The 14493-nt window shown below is 49.4% G+C and carries 11 protein-coding genes; 9 read left to right on the top strand and 2 right to left on the bottom strand.

The features are described from left to right. The first annotated feature begins 21 nt into the window (after positions 1-21). The 9 genes from ACMVP2_RS17195 (at position 22) to ACMVP2_RS17155 (ending at position 11895) form a co-directional block, all read left to right on the top strand. On the top strand, positions 22-1296 hold the full coding sequence (locus ACMVP2_RS17195) for a hypothetical protein (protein WP_416864360.1): 1275 nt from the start codon (positions 22-24) through the stop codon (positions 1294-1296). Positions 1297-1393: 97 nt separating this feature from the next. Next, positions 1394-2305 (top strand): carboxypeptidase-like regulatory domain-containing protein, encoded by a 912-nt coding sequence (locus ACMVP2_RS17190; protein WP_416864359.1) that lies wholly within the window; start codon positions 1394-1396, stop codon positions 2303-2305. 166 nt (positions 2306-2471) lie between these two features. After that, on the top strand, positions 2472-4307 hold the full coding sequence (locus tag ACMVP2_RS17185) for an SGNH/GDSL hydrolase family protein (protein WP_416864358.1): 1836 nt from the start codon (positions 2472-2474) through the stop codon (positions 4305-4307). Between the two features lie 14 nt (positions 4308-4321). Further along, the gene (locus ACMVP2_RS17180; RefSeq protein ID WP_416864357.1) at positions 4322-4810 is read left to right on the top strand and encodes a GNAT family N-acetyltransferase; all 489 of its coding nucleotides are present in this window, start codon (positions 4322-4324) and stop codon (positions 4808-4810) included. Between the two features lie 24 nt (positions 4811-4834). Then, positions 4835-6199 (top strand): sulfatase, encoded by a 1365-nt coding sequence (locus ACMVP2_RS17175; RefSeq protein WP_416864356.1) that lies wholly within the window; start codon positions 4835-4837, stop codon positions 6197-6199. Between the two features lie 353 nt (positions 6200-6552). Beyond that, complete coding sequence (locus ACMVP2_RS17170; RefSeq protein ID WP_416864355.1) at positions 6553-6927, top strand: iron chaperone; 375 nt, start codon at positions 6553-6555, stop codon at positions 6925-6927. Between the two features lie 6 nt (positions 6928-6933). Next, the gene (locus tag ACMVP2_RS17165) at positions 6934-7320 is read left to right on the top strand and encodes an iron chaperone (RefSeq protein ID WP_339793201.1); all 387 of its coding nucleotides are present in this window, start codon (positions 6934-6936) and stop codon (positions 7318-7320) included. Positions 7321-7679: 359 nt separating this feature from the next. After that, positions 7680-8795, top strand: a complete 1116-nt coding sequence (locus tag ACMVP2_RS17160) for a Fic family protein (protein WP_416864354.1) — start codon at positions 7680-7682, stop codon at positions 8793-8795. 238 nt (positions 8796-9033) lie between these two features. Further along, positions 9034-11895, top strand: coding sequence for a M16 family metallopeptidase (locus tag ACMVP2_RS17155; protein WP_416864353.1), 2862 nt, complete (start codon positions 9034-9036; stop codon positions 11893-11895). 107 nt (positions 11896-12002) lie between these two features. Here ACMVP2_RS17155 and ACMVP2_RS17150 read toward each other — a convergent pair whose 3' ends face one another. Both ACMVP2_RS17150 and ACMVP2_RS17145 read right to left on the bottom strand, forming a co-directional pair. Further along, complete coding sequence (locus ACMVP2_RS17150) at positions 12003-13202, bottom strand: PepSY-associated TM helix domain-containing protein (protein ID WP_416864352.1); 1200 nt, start codon at positions 13200-13202, stop codon at positions 12003-12005. Between the two features lie 64 nt (positions 13203-13266). After that, positions 13267-14484 (bottom strand): DUF4374 domain-containing protein, encoded by a 1218-nt coding sequence (locus ACMVP2_RS17145; protein ID WP_416864351.1) that lies wholly within the window; start codon positions 14482-14484, stop codon positions 13267-13269. Between the last annotated feature and the right edge of the window lie 9 nt (positions 14485-14493).

Genomic DNA, 14493 nt, shown 5'->3' with positions numbered 1-14493 from the left:
CTCGAACTACCTTTCACTGGAATGAAAGTCAAACTACTAATTACTCTTCTTTCAATTCTTATATGCCAAAAACTTACCGCACAGGTCTACCTCGAAAAACAGACCAGGCACCGGTTTGCTCAGATGAATCTGGGGCTTGACTACCAAACCAACTTCGGCGGAAAGACTGAATACATTGATGCGAACGGCAATAGGAAATCTCTGGCTCTGGGGCAACTGCACAAACCTCGCTTTCTCATAGGAGGTACCCATTTTTGGGGGCACGCCGACTTCTACATCGCTATTCCCTTGTACAGTCCCACTTTTAAAAAAGAGAATCAAACCATCAACTATTTGAGCGGTGTAGAAACTGTATTCAAATACTATCCTCTGAAGATCGAAAGTCAGAAAATCCGACCCTTCATCGGAACTTCGGTGGCCGCATTTTACTTTGAGCAAAACAACCTTAACCTTGAATTTGGCAATGGGCCGGAGCTAAACCACACCTCGCTACCCCTATTGGCGGGATTGACTTTTAACCATAAAAGCCACCTCTTTGAGGCAGGTGTACTCTGGAACTACGCCAACAAACAAGACTATTACATCTCAAGAACTGACATAACGAATGTAAAAACACCCCCTTTGTATCTGACGCTATCTTACAGACTGATGTTCGACACCACAATCAGCGCTGAAAAGAGCTGGGAGTCAGGAAGAACCGAAGAAGTAACCCAGCTGCTGGCTGATAAAAAAAGACTGAATAGCTTCTACTTTGGAGCGGGGCTTTCGTCAGCCTTTTGGATGAGCAAAAGCAGCTACAACGCTGTCAACAGGTCCTACCTTCCAAAATACAATACGTCAATAATGCCCGACTTTAGCCTTGGGTACTATTTGCACCAGCCAGATATGAATATCGCACTGACGTACCGGGGCTATGGCACTTCAACAAACACTTACGGCACCATACAAGTCCTCAACAGGAAGTCAGCCGGACTCGAAGCCACCAAGTTCCTCTTCGATTACCATGGCTTTGTTCCGTTTGTTGGCCCCGTGCTCACCTACGAACAGCTATCATTTGATGAATCTTTCGAAAACAAGCAGACAGCCGGGGTATCAGAAAACAAACTGGGATATGGCATCACATTCGGGTGGGATATCCGGCCAAACCGAATACAAACATGGCTGCTGAGAACCAACCTGAGATGGTTCCCCAAACTAGATTTGCCAATTGATAATGGACAATCTATCTCATTCAACGGCATCGAATTCAACTTCATCCAACTGGTTGTTTACCCTGGGAGGATGAGGAAGAGGTAGGTTTAGTAAGAATTTATTCGTGTCAACTGACTTATAATCAGCAACCAAAACACCTAAACTGGTTAGTTTTAAGTATCTTAAACTTTCAAGCTTACTCATGAAACAAACCCAGCTTTATCCTTTTCTTCTCGTTATCCCTTTCGTACTTGCAGCGTGCAAAAGTGATAACGGAGAACCTCCTGTAAGCAAAAATGAAGTTTCCGGCACGGTGAAAGATGAAGATGGTCATCCCTACCCTGCCGCAAAGGTTCAACTCATTGGCACAGTGGAAACAGCAACAATGCTGACCGGCAGCGATGGCGGCTTCGGGTTTGATGTCAGCGTGGACGGTGCCTATCGGTTAACAGTGACACCTCCATTGTCGACAAAACTTATTTCTAAAGACACCCTCGCCCTCGATCTTGAAGCAGGTAGTGAGCAAACAGTAGCGTTTATAATTCAGCCTCAAACATTGAATGGGTTACTGGTACTCAACAGCATTGACGTTTTTGGCGAAATAAGAAATGAGGCAGGCGGCCTGCCCGAAAAAGATGAAGAGCCTCTTTATGCTAGAAATGTGTTTGACGCACCTATCGGAAAGCTTACGCCCATCACTGCACCCGACAACCACCAGTTAACACTGCTGGAATGGCGCAAAGCGCAGGGCACTGCCAAAGCTACCTGCGACGGAAATTCCGCATCTGTTGCCATTACCCTTACCGGAATGATTCCCAACGGAACCTACACCTTTTGGCTGGACTTTCTCACCAGCAAGAAAACAGCGGGGCAACCGATCAACCTCGGAAGCGACATTGCCGGCATTGAGCCATTAGGATCGGGCACACTTAACGTTGCCAAAGCCGATGCCAACGGAAACATCACCGCCTCCATTAAACACCCCTCGTGTGTGGTCACCAAAGAAGCCGGACTGGTGCTGCTGGTAGATTACCACATCAATGGCAACACTTACGGCAGCGCCCATATTCCGGATGAAGAGGACGTAAGCCATATGCTGTTCTATTTTCAGTAGCTACCAGAGCCCATTGCCCTCAAAACACCCCACTATTTCTCCGCTGACATCAAAATAAGGGCAGGGTACCTAACACGGAAGAATGGGCAGGTTTTCCAACAAAATCTGTTAGATTGAGGCTCAATTTTGGCTCTTGTTGTGAGTCAATCAGATTATTCAAAGTGTCATGAAAATTAAACACCTACTTTCTCTCCCTCTTGTATTATTAAGCTTCTATGCCGCTTCCCAAAACACCACGGCGCTCAAATGGTGGAATCCAGCCGAGCATGCATTTCCCGTTATAGAAGGGCAAGCCTGGGCAAGCGAAACCAAAGCTCCTTACGACAGACTACCAGCAAGGGCAGAGGGCAAAGTCCCACCAGCAGTTTGGAACCTTTCTCAGCATTCGGCTGGCCTGATGGTGCGGTTTCGTTCCAATTCGACGCAAATCGTTGTTCGATATATCTCCAGGCCAAAAGGAGAAGGCAATAATTATGGCATGGATCACATGCCCGCCACAGGCGTAAGTGGCGTCGACCTCTACGCTATTACCAATGAAGGACAGGAAGTCTGGTGCACTGCCAAACGAAGCTTTGGCGATACCATTGTCTACCGCTATGAGGGACTCCGACCCAACGATCAGTTCCATGAGCTGGGAAGAGAATATCGCCTCTATTTGCCACTCTACAATTCTGTTTCCTGGCTGGAAGTAGGCGTGGAAACCGGTGCTCATTTCAAACCATTGCCTGTGCGAAAAGAAAAGCCGATCGTCGTGTACGGCACATCGATCGCTCATGGCGCCTGTGCTTCCCGGCCCGGCATGGCATGGACCTCCATACTTGGGCGAAAAATGGATCGGCCGCTGATCAACCTGGCCTTTAGCGGCAATGGCCGCCTCGACAGCTCCGTTGTAGATTTTGTCAATGAGATCGATGCTAAAGTGTTTGTGCTCGACTGCTTACCCAACCTGATCCCGGGCACCTGGGAAAGGCTCGGCATCAACGGAGAACAGGGGCTAAAGGATCGGGTGCTGGCGTCCGTTCGTAGCCTGAGAGCGAAACATCCCTCTACCCCCATCCTGCTGGTGGATCATGCCGGCTACACCGAAGACCTCGTCAACGATGACCGAAAATGGCAATACACCACCGCCAATAGGGTACAGCAGGAAGCTTTTTATCAACTGAAAAAAGAAGGGGTGACTGGCCTCTTCTATCTCACCAAAGAAGAGATCGGTCTTGGGCTCGATGACATGGTGGATGGCACCCACCCCACCGATCTGGGCATGCTCCACTATGCGCAGGGCTACGAAAAAAGCCTGAGGGCTATTTTGAATGAACCGGTCGGCATTGCCTCCACCACTCAACCAGTCACGCAATACCGTGAGCCCAACAACTACGACTGGGAAGAGCGCCACAACGAAATTTTGCAGTTGAACGCCAGCGAACCTCCCAAGATGGTTTTCCTGGCCAACTCCATCATCCACTTTTGGGGTGGCCTACCCCGCACGAAACGAGTGGTGGAAGAGGAGTCATGGAAAATGTTGTTCACACCAGCAGGCATGCGCAACCAAGCCTATGGGTGGGACAGAGTGGAGAACGTGCTTTGGCGGGTTTATCATGGCGAACTGGATGGCTTCGAAGCCAATAAGATCTTCATCATGATCGGCACGAACAACCTGCACCTGAATACAGATGACGAAATTCTGGAAGGGCTGAGCCTGTTGCTCGACGCCATTAAAATCCGCCAGCCGAAAGCGGAAGTTACACTGATGGGACTTTTACCGAGAAGAAATAACGAGCAGCGGGTGGCGAGCCTAAACCAGGAAATGGCCAGGCTTTCAAGTACTCAACAGGTGAAATACGCTGACCTGGGTGCCATCTTCTTGAACAAAGACAACAAGATTGACGAGAGTCTTTTTTCAGACGGCCTCCACCCCAATGCCGCTGGGTATGTGAAGATGAGAGACGCTTTGAAGCCGTTGATCGAAATACCAAAGGAGATAAAGGTCAAAAAAAAATCCTGAACCACCACGTTCCCATGCTGACACCATTTGCCTCCATGCTCCAACTGCAACGAACCACTTCTGAAAATCCATCCTTCGTAGAGTTGGTTAAGCAACTGGATGTGTACGTGACAGCCATGGACGGTGAAGACCATGCCTTTTATGCCCAATACAATCACATCGACAAGATCAGGCACGTAGTGGTGGCTTACGATGGAGAAACAGCTCTCGGCTGTGGCGCCATCAAAAAGTTCGACGCTATCACTATGGAAGTCAAAAGGATGTACACTTCTCCTGAAGGCAGAGGGCGGGGAATTGCCTCCAAAATTCTTCGAGAATTAGAGCGATGGGCTGCAGAGCTTTCCTGCGAATATTGTATTTTAGAAACCGGCAGGCAGTATGAAAATGCCATCCGGTTATACAAAAAAGCTAGCTACACAGTGATCGAAAACTATGGACAATACGCCAATATGGCCAGCAGCATCTGCTTTGCGAAGCAGCTACATAAGCAACCGACAACCTGACTTTACGCTAAAAACGATCCTCCCATGACGTCAAAAAACCTCCTAACCCTCCTGTTGATTTGTTTATCGGGCTATGTGTATGCACAAAAGTCCAGGCCCAATATCGTCTTCATCCTCACCGACGACCAACGCTGGGATGCCCTCGGCTATGCCGGCAACGACATCATTCAAACACCGGAAATGGACAAGCTGGCCCGGGAGGGTGTCTACTTCAAAAACGCCTTCGTCACCACCCCCATTTGCGCCGCCAGCCGGGCCACCATCATTACAGGGCTTTATGAAAGAAAACACAATTACACCTTTCAACAGCCTCCGGTCAAAAACGAATTCACTGAAAACAGTTATCCATCCGTACTAAAAAGTGAGGGCTACTACAGCGGATTTTTGGGAAAAATGGGTGTCAATTTTGAAAACAAAAGAGACACGAGCCTCTTCGATGTATACAAGCCTGAGCCCGTTGGGGCCTACTTCAGGCTGGTAGAAGAAGGCACCAGGCACAAACACACCACCGACGTGATCAGGGACAACGCCATCGATTTTATCGAAAATGCCCCGAATGACAAGCCGTTCTGCCTTTCCATTAGCTTCCATGCGCCTCATGCCGACGATAGCTCGCCGCAGCAGTATTTCTGGCCCCAGGAGGTAGACAGCCTGTACAAAAATGTGACTATCCCAGGCCCGGCCATGGCCGACGACAACTACTTCATGAAGCTACCGTTGCCTGTGCGAGAAGGCTTCAACCGAGCCCGCTGGAACTGGCGGTTTGATAGCCCGGAAAAATACCAGCAAATGGTAAAGGGATACTACCGGATGATCACAGGAATAGACAGGGCCATTGCAAAAATACGGGAGACGCTTGAGGCCGAAGGAGTGGCCGACAATACGATCATTATCGTGATGGGCGACAACGGCTACTTTCTCGGAGAACGTCAGCTCGCTGGCAAATGGCTGATGTACGAACCGTCGCTGCGTGTGCCGCTGATTATCTATGATCCGTCAGGCGTTGGTGCAAAAACCGTGGAAGACATGGCACTGAACGTAGACATTGCTCCCACTATCCTTGACTTTGCCCAGGCCAGAATTCCAGCATCTTATCAGGGCATGAGCTTGACCGGCCACACCAAAAAAACGAAAATGGCCGTACCACGACGGGACGTCTTCCTTTGCGAACACCTCTGGAACTTCAAGCCTATCGCTGCCAGCGAGGGCATACGAACCGAGAAATACAAGTACTTCAGGTACAGGGATATTCCAGATTCTGAAGAACTTTACGACCTTGTCAACGATCCATGGGAAACAAAAAACCTGGTACAAGACAAGGCATCGCAGAAGATACTGGCATCGCTTCGTAAGCAGTGCAATGAGGAAATTGAAAGTCTGTCCAAATGATGGGGCGCCAAAAGACTACAAAAGTTTCGCTGGTTTAGCTGAGGAACATTGCGGCATGAGCCGGGCTGGCTGTCCAGCCTAAAGTCGACAATCCAAACTTTTGTAGTCTCTTGCAAACGGGAGCCGAACTCCTCTGAGATGGTGCCACCAGCTATCGCTGTGGGCACCACTGCCGCATGTCGTGCACACAACGAAGGCTCTTGCCGAGTTGGTGGCACGACCAGCTGAAGAACGATCCCGCAGCCAGATAGTACCTGCCGCAAACCACCCCTCCAATTGCCGCTTCTGCACCGGAGGAATTTATGAGGATAAAGGTATTTTTGTTACGTCGGACACTACAAAAACATTAGGTAATGGGAGCAAAATTCAAATCAGTCGATGAGTATATCGGCACGTTTCCTGAAGAAGTGCAGTCGATTTTAACGACGCTGAGGCAAACAATTAAGCAAGCGGCACCCCAGGCAGAAGAGCTGATCAGTTACAACATGCCTGCTTTCAAACAAAATGGCTTTCTAGTGTCGTACGCCGCCTGGAAAAAGCACATCGGCATGTATCCGGTGCCTGCTGGCGACCAGGCTTTCCAAAAAGCCATAGCTCCCTTTACTACCGAAAAGTCGACGGCGCAATTTCCGCTAAACCAACCCATGCCACTGAAACTGATTGCGCAGCTGGTTGCATTCAGGCTAAAGGAGAACAACAAAAGAGTCCAGTCTACCTCAAAAAAGTAAAACACCATGGAAGCAGCACCTTCTCACAAATTCAAAACAGTTGAAGAATACTTCACCGCATTTCCCGAAAAAACACAGCAACTGATGGAAGGCCTGAGGGCAACAATCAAAAAAGCAGCCCCCCAGGCAATAGAGAAGATCAGCTATAACATGCCAGCCTTTATGCTTGAGGGCATGCTGGTATATTACGCCGCCTACGATAAACACATCGGCTTTTACCCCACCCCTTCCGGCATTGAGGCTTTCAAAAAAGAGCTGGCAGGCTACAAAGGCGCTAAAGGCTCGGTTCAGTTTCCCATCGATAAGCCCTTGCCATTGGAACTCATTGCCCAAATCGTAAAATTCAGGGTAGAGGAAAACCTTGATAAGGCCAGAGAGAAAAAGAAGAAATAACACTTCACAACTTATTTCACGTCGATCTTTTGGGGAGATGAGTAGTCCCGCAAGTCGTGCCCACAACGATGGCCCCTGCCGGGTTGGTGGCACGACTGGCTAGTGACCAGGCAGCGAGAGATTGCAAAAGTTTCGGCTGTTTTACTGAAAAGAAAAGTCGCATTAGCCAGGCTGGTCATACAGCCTCCGTCGGTCGATCCAAACTTTTGTGTCTCATGCTACGGGTGGCTGAATCTCTTAGCTGGTGCCACCAGCTATCGCTGTGGGCACCAGTGCGGCGATTAGCTCTTCCATTCACCGCATATTTTGCGGATATTATTTCTGAGTGCGGGGAATAACGATTATATTTACCGCATATTATGCGGAGATTACTACCATACATCTATCAGAAAACCAGCTGGCCAGCCTTTGAATGGAGGCAGGAGCAGCTCACACCGCTATTAGGCAGGGTGCGCCACTTGCAAGGGAAGCTGGTAGGCAAAATGGAATCGTTGGGGTTTGTGCTACAAAACGAAGCTGTGCTGGAAACACTCACCCTCGACGTGCTGAAATCAACTGAAATAGAAGGCCAGATCCTGAATCCGCAGCAGGTGCGTTCTTCGGTGGCTCGTCGCTTAGGCATGGACCTATCCGGACTCGTCCCCTCCGACAGGGACGTAGACGGTGTAGTCGACATGATGCTGGACGCCACCCAGCAATACAACGCCCCCTTGACAAAAGACAGACTATTCGCCTGGCACAGCTCCCTGTTCCCAACCGGCAGAAGCGGCATGTACAAAGTGCTCGTGGGCACCTGGCGAGATGATTCCACCGGCCCGATGCAGGTGGTGTCAGGCGCATTGGGCAAGGAAAAAGTACACTTTGAAGCGCCACCGGCCAGGCACGTCGATGAGGAAATGGACAGGTTCCTGCTCTGGCTCAACGAAAACGACAGCAATGACCTGGTTGTGAAAGCCGCCATAGCCCACTTATGGTTCGTTACCATACACCCTTTTGAGGACGGCAACGGCAGAATAGCCAGGGCCATCGCCGATATGCTGCTGGCCAGAGCCGATGGGATGCCGCAAAGGTTTTACAGCATGTCGGCGCAGATAAGGAAGGAGCGAAAAGCTTATTACGACATACTGGTAAAAACCCAGCAGGGGGATGTGGACATCACCAGCTGGCTCGACTGGTTTTTAAACTGCCTGCTCAACTCGCTCAATGCATCGTACGATGTGTTGGATGCGGTTATATTCAAGCATACCTTCTGGAGCAAGCATGCGCTCCTGATAGACAACGAACGCCAGAAGCTCATGCTCGAAAAACTGATGGACGGCTTCGAAGGCAACCTCACCACCTCCAAGTGGGCGAAGATAACCGGGTGTTCCCCCGACACCGCCCTGCGTGACATACAGGATTTGGTAGCAAAACAGATACTACAGAAAGCAGAAGGTGGTGGGAGAAGTACCAATTATCTGCTGGCTTCAAATTAAGACATCGACAGAAGTGTGCAACACACCTCTGCCAGCCATCCCGTTGTATGATGGTATCCAAAACCACCTTCCTACAGAAAAATATACGCCGAAAGTCCAATAAAAGCTTGATTCAGGTTATTTTGCTCTCGAAAGCTTATTAGAACCACCGTTTTGTACTAAATTATATCCGCAACACCACTTTTTCGTAATCAAACGTTAAAGACTCAATACTACTTTTTAACTAATCTATGTTCGAATGAAAAAACTGCTACTCATCTGTCTCGCCATTTCGATGGCATTGACCTCTCAATCACAAACCAAGCTCATCGAAAAGGTGACAAAAACCGGTGATGAGCTGGTCATTCCCTATGAAAAATACGAACTGGCCAACGGCTTGACGCTGATCATTCACGAAGATCATTCCGATCCGCTGGCGCATGTCGACGTTACCTACCACGTGGGCTCTGCCCGGGAGGAGCTCAACAAATCTGGCTTTGCTCACTTTTTCGAACACATGATGTTCCAGGGATCGGATCATGTGGCCGATGAAGAACATTTCAAGATTGTTACAGAATCGGGCGGTACGCTAAATGGCACCACCAACCGTGACCGTACTAACTATTTCGAAACAGTGCCCAGCAACCAGCTGGAAACAATGCTGTGGCTGGAAGCCGACAGGATGGGCTTCTTCCTCGACGCTGTAACAACGAAAAAATTCGAAGTGCAGCGGGCGACTGTGAAGAACGAAAAAGGCCAGGGTGTGCTCAATGCGCCCTACGGTATGTGGAACGAAAAAACTATTGCCGCAGTGTATCCTTATGGCCACCCCTACTCGTGGTCGACTATCGGACTATTGGAGGATCTCGACAGGGCTAACCTGGAAGACCTGAAGAACTTCTTCCTGCGCTGGTATGGCCCTAACAACGCCTCCCTCACTGTGGGTGGCGATGTTGACCCGAAAAAGGTTATCACCCTTGTTGAAAAGTATTTTGGAAGTATTCCGAGAGGGCCGGAGGTAGCAAAAATGAAGCTGGACGCCCCGGTGATTCCCGCCGACCGCTACATCTCGCATATCGACAATAACATCCGCTTCCCGGCGCTGATGTTCACCTACCCTACCGTGCCCAATATGCACCCCGATGAAGCAGCGCTTGATTGCCTCTCCGAAATTTTAGGAACAGGCCAAAGCTCTTACTTCTTCAAAAAATTTGTATTGACCCAGAAAGCCATTCAGGCCTCAGTATTCCACCCGGCGGCAGAGCTTTCAGGCGAGTTCACCATGTTTGTGCTGCCCTACCCTGGGCAAACCCTGGCTGACTTCGAAACAGCAATGCGCCAGATTCTGGACGAATTCGCCAAAAATGGTGTGAGCGAAGATGACCTGAAGAAATTTAAAGCCAACCAGGAATCGAATACGATCAACGGGCTGGCCAGTGTGAGCGGAAAGGTATCACAGCTGTCGAGGTACCAGTACGCTTTCGGCAACCCTAACCTGATCAAAAAAGACCTGCAGCGCTACCTCGACATTACGGCCGACGACGTGATGCGGGTGTTCAACAAGTATATCTACAACAAGCCTGGCGTTATCCTCAGCTACCTGCCCAATGCAGAAACGGCCCCCGCCAAGCCTGATAACTTTGAGAAGCCAACAAGTGGTGTCAGCGCATTTCCAAAAACGGATTATACAGGTCTTACTTACAAAAAACCCACCAACGAGCCTTTCGACAGAAGCAAAAGACCCGTTTCCGGCCCGAGCCCGCTCGTAAAAGTGCCTGAGTTTTGGGAGACCAAATTCGACAATGGCATTAAGGTGATTGGCACAAAAAGCAATGAAATACCGACCGTGGCCATACAGCTGACACTGGTAGGCGGCCACAAGTTCGATGCAGCCGACCCAAAGAAAAGCGGGCTTGCACAAATCACAGCTTCCATGATGGATGAGTCAACCCAAAACTACTCGGCCGAAGCCATGCAGGAAGAGCTGCGGAAGATAGGCAGCAGCATCAATATCTACGCCAACAGAACTTCCACGGTAGTGAGCATTAATACACTGAAAAAGAACCTCGATAAAACGCTTCAGCTAGCAGAAGAAAAACTTTTGAGGCCCGGGTTCCAGCAAATCGACTTTGACAGGGTGATCAAGCAACAAATGGAAGGCATAAAGGCCAGCCAGCAGGATCCATCGGCTATAGCAGGGCAGGTATTTGACAGGCTGCTGTATGGCGACGAGCATATTTATTCCGTGCCAACTTCTGGCATAGAAGAAACGGTGGCCAATATCACCCTCGACGACGTAAAAGCGTTCTACAACAAGTACTATTCACCCAACCTGGGCGAGCTGGTAATTGTGGGGGATGTTGATCAGAAAGAGATCTTGCCAAAACTGGGCTTCCTGAAAAGCTGGCCCAACAAAAAAGTGGCACTGCCCACACTGCCACCCGCCAGGCCTGGTGACAAAACCAAGATTTATCTGGTCGACAAGCCCAACGCACCCCAGTCACAAATCCGTGTGGGTTACATGACCGACCTGAAATACGATGCGACGGGTGATTATTTCAAGTCCTACCTGATGAACTACCCACTTGGAGGCGCTTTCAACAGCCGCATCAACCTCAACCTGAGAGAAGACAAAGGCTGGACGTATGGTGCCGGCGCCTATTTCAGCTCTACCGAAGACCCGGGGCCCTATCAGGCCTATGCAGGGGTTTTGGCAACGGCTACCGATAGCGCAGTGGTGGAATTTATGAAAGAGATCACAGACTACCGGGAAAAAGGCATTACCGACGATGAACTTGCCTTTATGAGAAATTCAGTTGGTCAGCGGGATGCAAGAAGCTATGAAACGCCTGGGCAGAAAGCAGGTTTCCTGCGGACGATCGCTCATTACAACCTCGACAAAAGCTATGTGGATCAACAAACCAAGATCATTAATACCATCTCGAAAGATGAGATCAATAAGCTGGCGAAGAAATACCTCGACGACGATAGCATTTACATCCTCGTTGTTGGTGACGGCGCCACCAACAGGGAAAAGCTGGAGCAGCTTGGCTATGAAGTGGTGGAGCTTGATGCTAAGGGGGATGTTATTGACAAAAACTCCATTAAAGTAGATAAATAGCAGACATCAAAAATACCTCAAAAGAAAGGCCATCTGACGATGGCCTTTCTTTTTCCTTTGAACCCAACCATTTGCAAATCCCCCATTTTTTTACAGTCGTGTGTTGGCTACAGCCGAATCTTTTCCCGCTTTTTCGATTTCTTCTTTTTGTTCAACCACACCATAAACCCGGTGACTGGCAAGCTCGCACAAATCAAACCGACAAAGAATGCCAGTATTTTCCCGGGCAAACCCAATGCCACCCCCACGTGCATATCGTAGTTCAGCATAGCCAGCTGATCGGCAAAGCCTGCCTCCACAAACCTGTCGCCCCGGGTGCGGTAAGGCTCCAGTGTGTATCGATCATAAAAATAGGTATTGTGGTTATAGAAGGACCCATCATCCTGATAAGCAATTAGCTCAATCGCATCGTCTTCATCGCTGAGGATTGGTGTCATATACCACCCCTGTGCATCGGGCTCCAGCGCCACGGCTTTGTACCAGGCTCGGTCTAATGGTGAAATGCTATCACTATGTTGTACGAGGCCAGCCTTCGATACATCAGAATGAGGGTGACTGTGCTCAGGTCGGCTCTCTCCTCCCGATGTGGCATAATAGAGTCCATCGGCAAACCACTCAAAGCTGTATACCAGACCAGTGATGCCCAATACCAGGGCCAAAATCAGGCTATAGAAACCCATGACATTGTGCAGGTCGTAGTTAACCCGCTTAAAACTGGCGTTCCATCTTATCATGAGCCCCTTTTTCATTTCTGCCTTCTTTCTGTTTTTGGGCCACCACATCACCAACCCTGTTACAAGCAAAACCAGAAAGATCAAAGTGGCAACGCCAACAATCGGTCGGCCAATCTCATAGGGCAGCCAAAGTGCCCGGTGCCCATCGATAATGAAACGGAAAAAATCAAACTGCCCACTACCAATGGTCTGCTGCTTCCTGAGAAACCCAGCAGTATAAGGATTCATAAAAACGACCGTAAAGCTGCGTTTCCCTTCTTCAAAAGAGGAAAAACCAACTGCCGCAGCGCCCTTCCGGGTAGCATAGGTCAAGCCCGTAGCCTTCGCACCTGGCATATAAGCCTGAGCTGTGTCGAGCAGCTGACTGGGAGGAGCATAAGGTCGATCTTGCGCCTCTACGAAACGCCATGGTTCCAGTGCATCTTTTATGTCTTGCTGAAAAACATAAATACAGCCGGTAAGGCTCACGACCAAAACAATGACCCCGGAAATCAGCCCCAGCCAAAGGTGAAGCCAATCGTTAAGCCGCCTGATGGCACTTTTGCTTTTAGCCTTCCTTTTTTTGTTTTTCATTGACAGTCAAGATCAGCAACAATCTCCGGCCCGCCCACCAGGCCGGAGGTTGGCAATTCAAATATTATAGTTTGAAGAATCCAGCAACGAAGTTTGCCTCTACTTCTGCGCCTTTTGTTGCGGTGAAGTTTTTCACATCCATTTTGTAGACGAAAATGCCCGCTGCCTCAGGCACACACATATAAACGAAGTCGCCGTCGTGTACTGCTGCCAATCGGCGACCTTGCCCTGCATGCTCAGGCACTCCGCTGATGTAGGTGACGGTTTTGGCGTAAAGGTCGATCACCGCCGACTGCAACGGGCCATCCGACCATCTTGCCTGGTCAGCACGGTCTGTCATATTGATTTCGGCAAAAGCCTTGCCATCGCCAAGGTACATGAGGTGGGCAGTGGTTTTGCCGTCAGTCAACTCCTCAATGTCAAGAAAATACCCCTCGTCGAAGGCTGTCGATCCCTTCTCGATTTTAAGGATACCTGCGCTCTTCGTTGTTTGGCTATAGCCATTGGCAGGATTAGAATGCGACAAAGGGTACACATCTCCTTTTTCATCTTTGATGAGGCCTGCCTTTACGTTGAAACCGCCAATAGGCCCAACCCTTGAGTCGGTCATTATTTTCTGAAACTCGAACCCAGGGTAAGAATACACAGCTACTTCAGCCTGATCGGTAGAAGGTGTATTGTAGGTGGTGGGGTCGCTCACATAGTAGGCCAGGTACAGATAGTCACCGCTGATCCTCATGCCCGCATAGGAAGCGGAATACTCTGAGACCAGATCAGACACCGGGCGTGACACGGTTGATTTGACAGCTACCGAATTGATGTCAATGGTATGGAATTTTACCTGATCAGAAGTTGACGAAAGCTCCAGGGCCACCAGCGTATTGTCGTCCGCTTTGATAATGTCCGACAGACTGTTGTCAAATGAAATATCGCCAACCTGCTCCAAAGAGCCATCTTCATTTTTCGAGATGCCCACCACATTCACATCGTCGAGGCCACCAATGCTATAGATGGTGCTGCCGATTTGAGTAAAGTCGTAGTAGCCCGGCTGCTCAATGCCCTGGCCGACGGCTGAAAGTGAGCCTGTCATCACATCACTGAAAGGCACCGAATAGTAAGTGAATCCGTTATCGCTACCCTGAATCGCCAGCGATACCACAAACGGACTCTCTGTTTCTTCCGGTTCAGGATCATCCGACCCACCGCATCCTGTGAAGAAAATGGCCGCACTTAAGATCAGTGTCGGCATAGCCCATGGCTTGAATTGATTTTTAGAAAACATATCCTTTTG

The sequence above is a fragment of the Imperialibacter sp. genome (genome assembly GCF_048007035.1).
Lineage (GTDB): Bacteria > Bacteroidota > Bacteroidia > Cytophagales > Cyclobacteriaceae > Imperialibacter.
The sequence above is the reverse complement of the archived record's forward strand: the minus strand, read 5'-3'. Positions and strand labels throughout refer to the sequence as shown.

Bases quoted from the DNA above. Each gene is read 5' to 3' on its own strand.
- ACMVP2_RS17155 (WP_416864353.1), top strand. From the start codon at position 9,034: ATGAAAAAACTGCTACTCATCTGTCTCGCCATTTCGATGGCATTGACC.
- ACMVP2_RS17145 (WP_416864351.1), bottom strand. From the start codon at position 14,484: ATGTTTTCTAAAAATCAATTCAAGCCATGGGCTATGCCGACACTGATC.
- ACMVP2_RS17180 (WP_416864357.1), top strand. From the start codon at position 4,322: ATGCTGACACCATTTGCCTCCATGCTCCAACTGCAACGAACCACTTCT.
- ACMVP2_RS17190 (WP_416864359.1), top strand. From the start codon at position 1,394: ATGAAACAAACCCAGCTTTATCCTTTTCTTCTCGTTATCCCTTTCGTA.
- ACMVP2_RS17160 (WP_416864354.1), top strand. From the start codon at position 7,680: ATGCGGAGATTACTACCATACATCTATCAGAAAACCAGCTGGCCAGCC.
- ACMVP2_RS17195 (WP_416864360.1), top strand. From the start codon at position 22: ATGAAAGTCAAACTACTAATTACTCTTCTTTCAATTCTTATATGCCAA.
- ACMVP2_RS17150 (WP_416864352.1), bottom strand. From the start codon at position 13,202: ATGAAAAACAAAAAAAGGAAGGCTAAAAGCAAAAGTGCCATCAGGCGG.
- ACMVP2_RS17175 (WP_416864356.1), top strand. From the start codon at position 4,835: ATGACGTCAAAAAACCTCCTAACCCTCCTGTTGATTTGTTTATCGGGC.
- ACMVP2_RS17170 (WP_416864355.1), top strand. From the start codon at position 6,553: ATGGGAGCAAAATTCAAATCAGTCGATGAGTATATCGGCACGTTTCCT.
- ACMVP2_RS17185 (WP_416864358.1), top strand. From the start codon at position 2,472: ATGAAAATTAAACACCTACTTTCTCTCCCTCTTGTATTATTAAGCTTC.
- ACMVP2_RS17165 (WP_339793201.1), top strand. From the start codon at position 6,934: ATGGAAGCAGCACCTTCTCACAAATTCAAAACAGTTGAAGAATACTTC.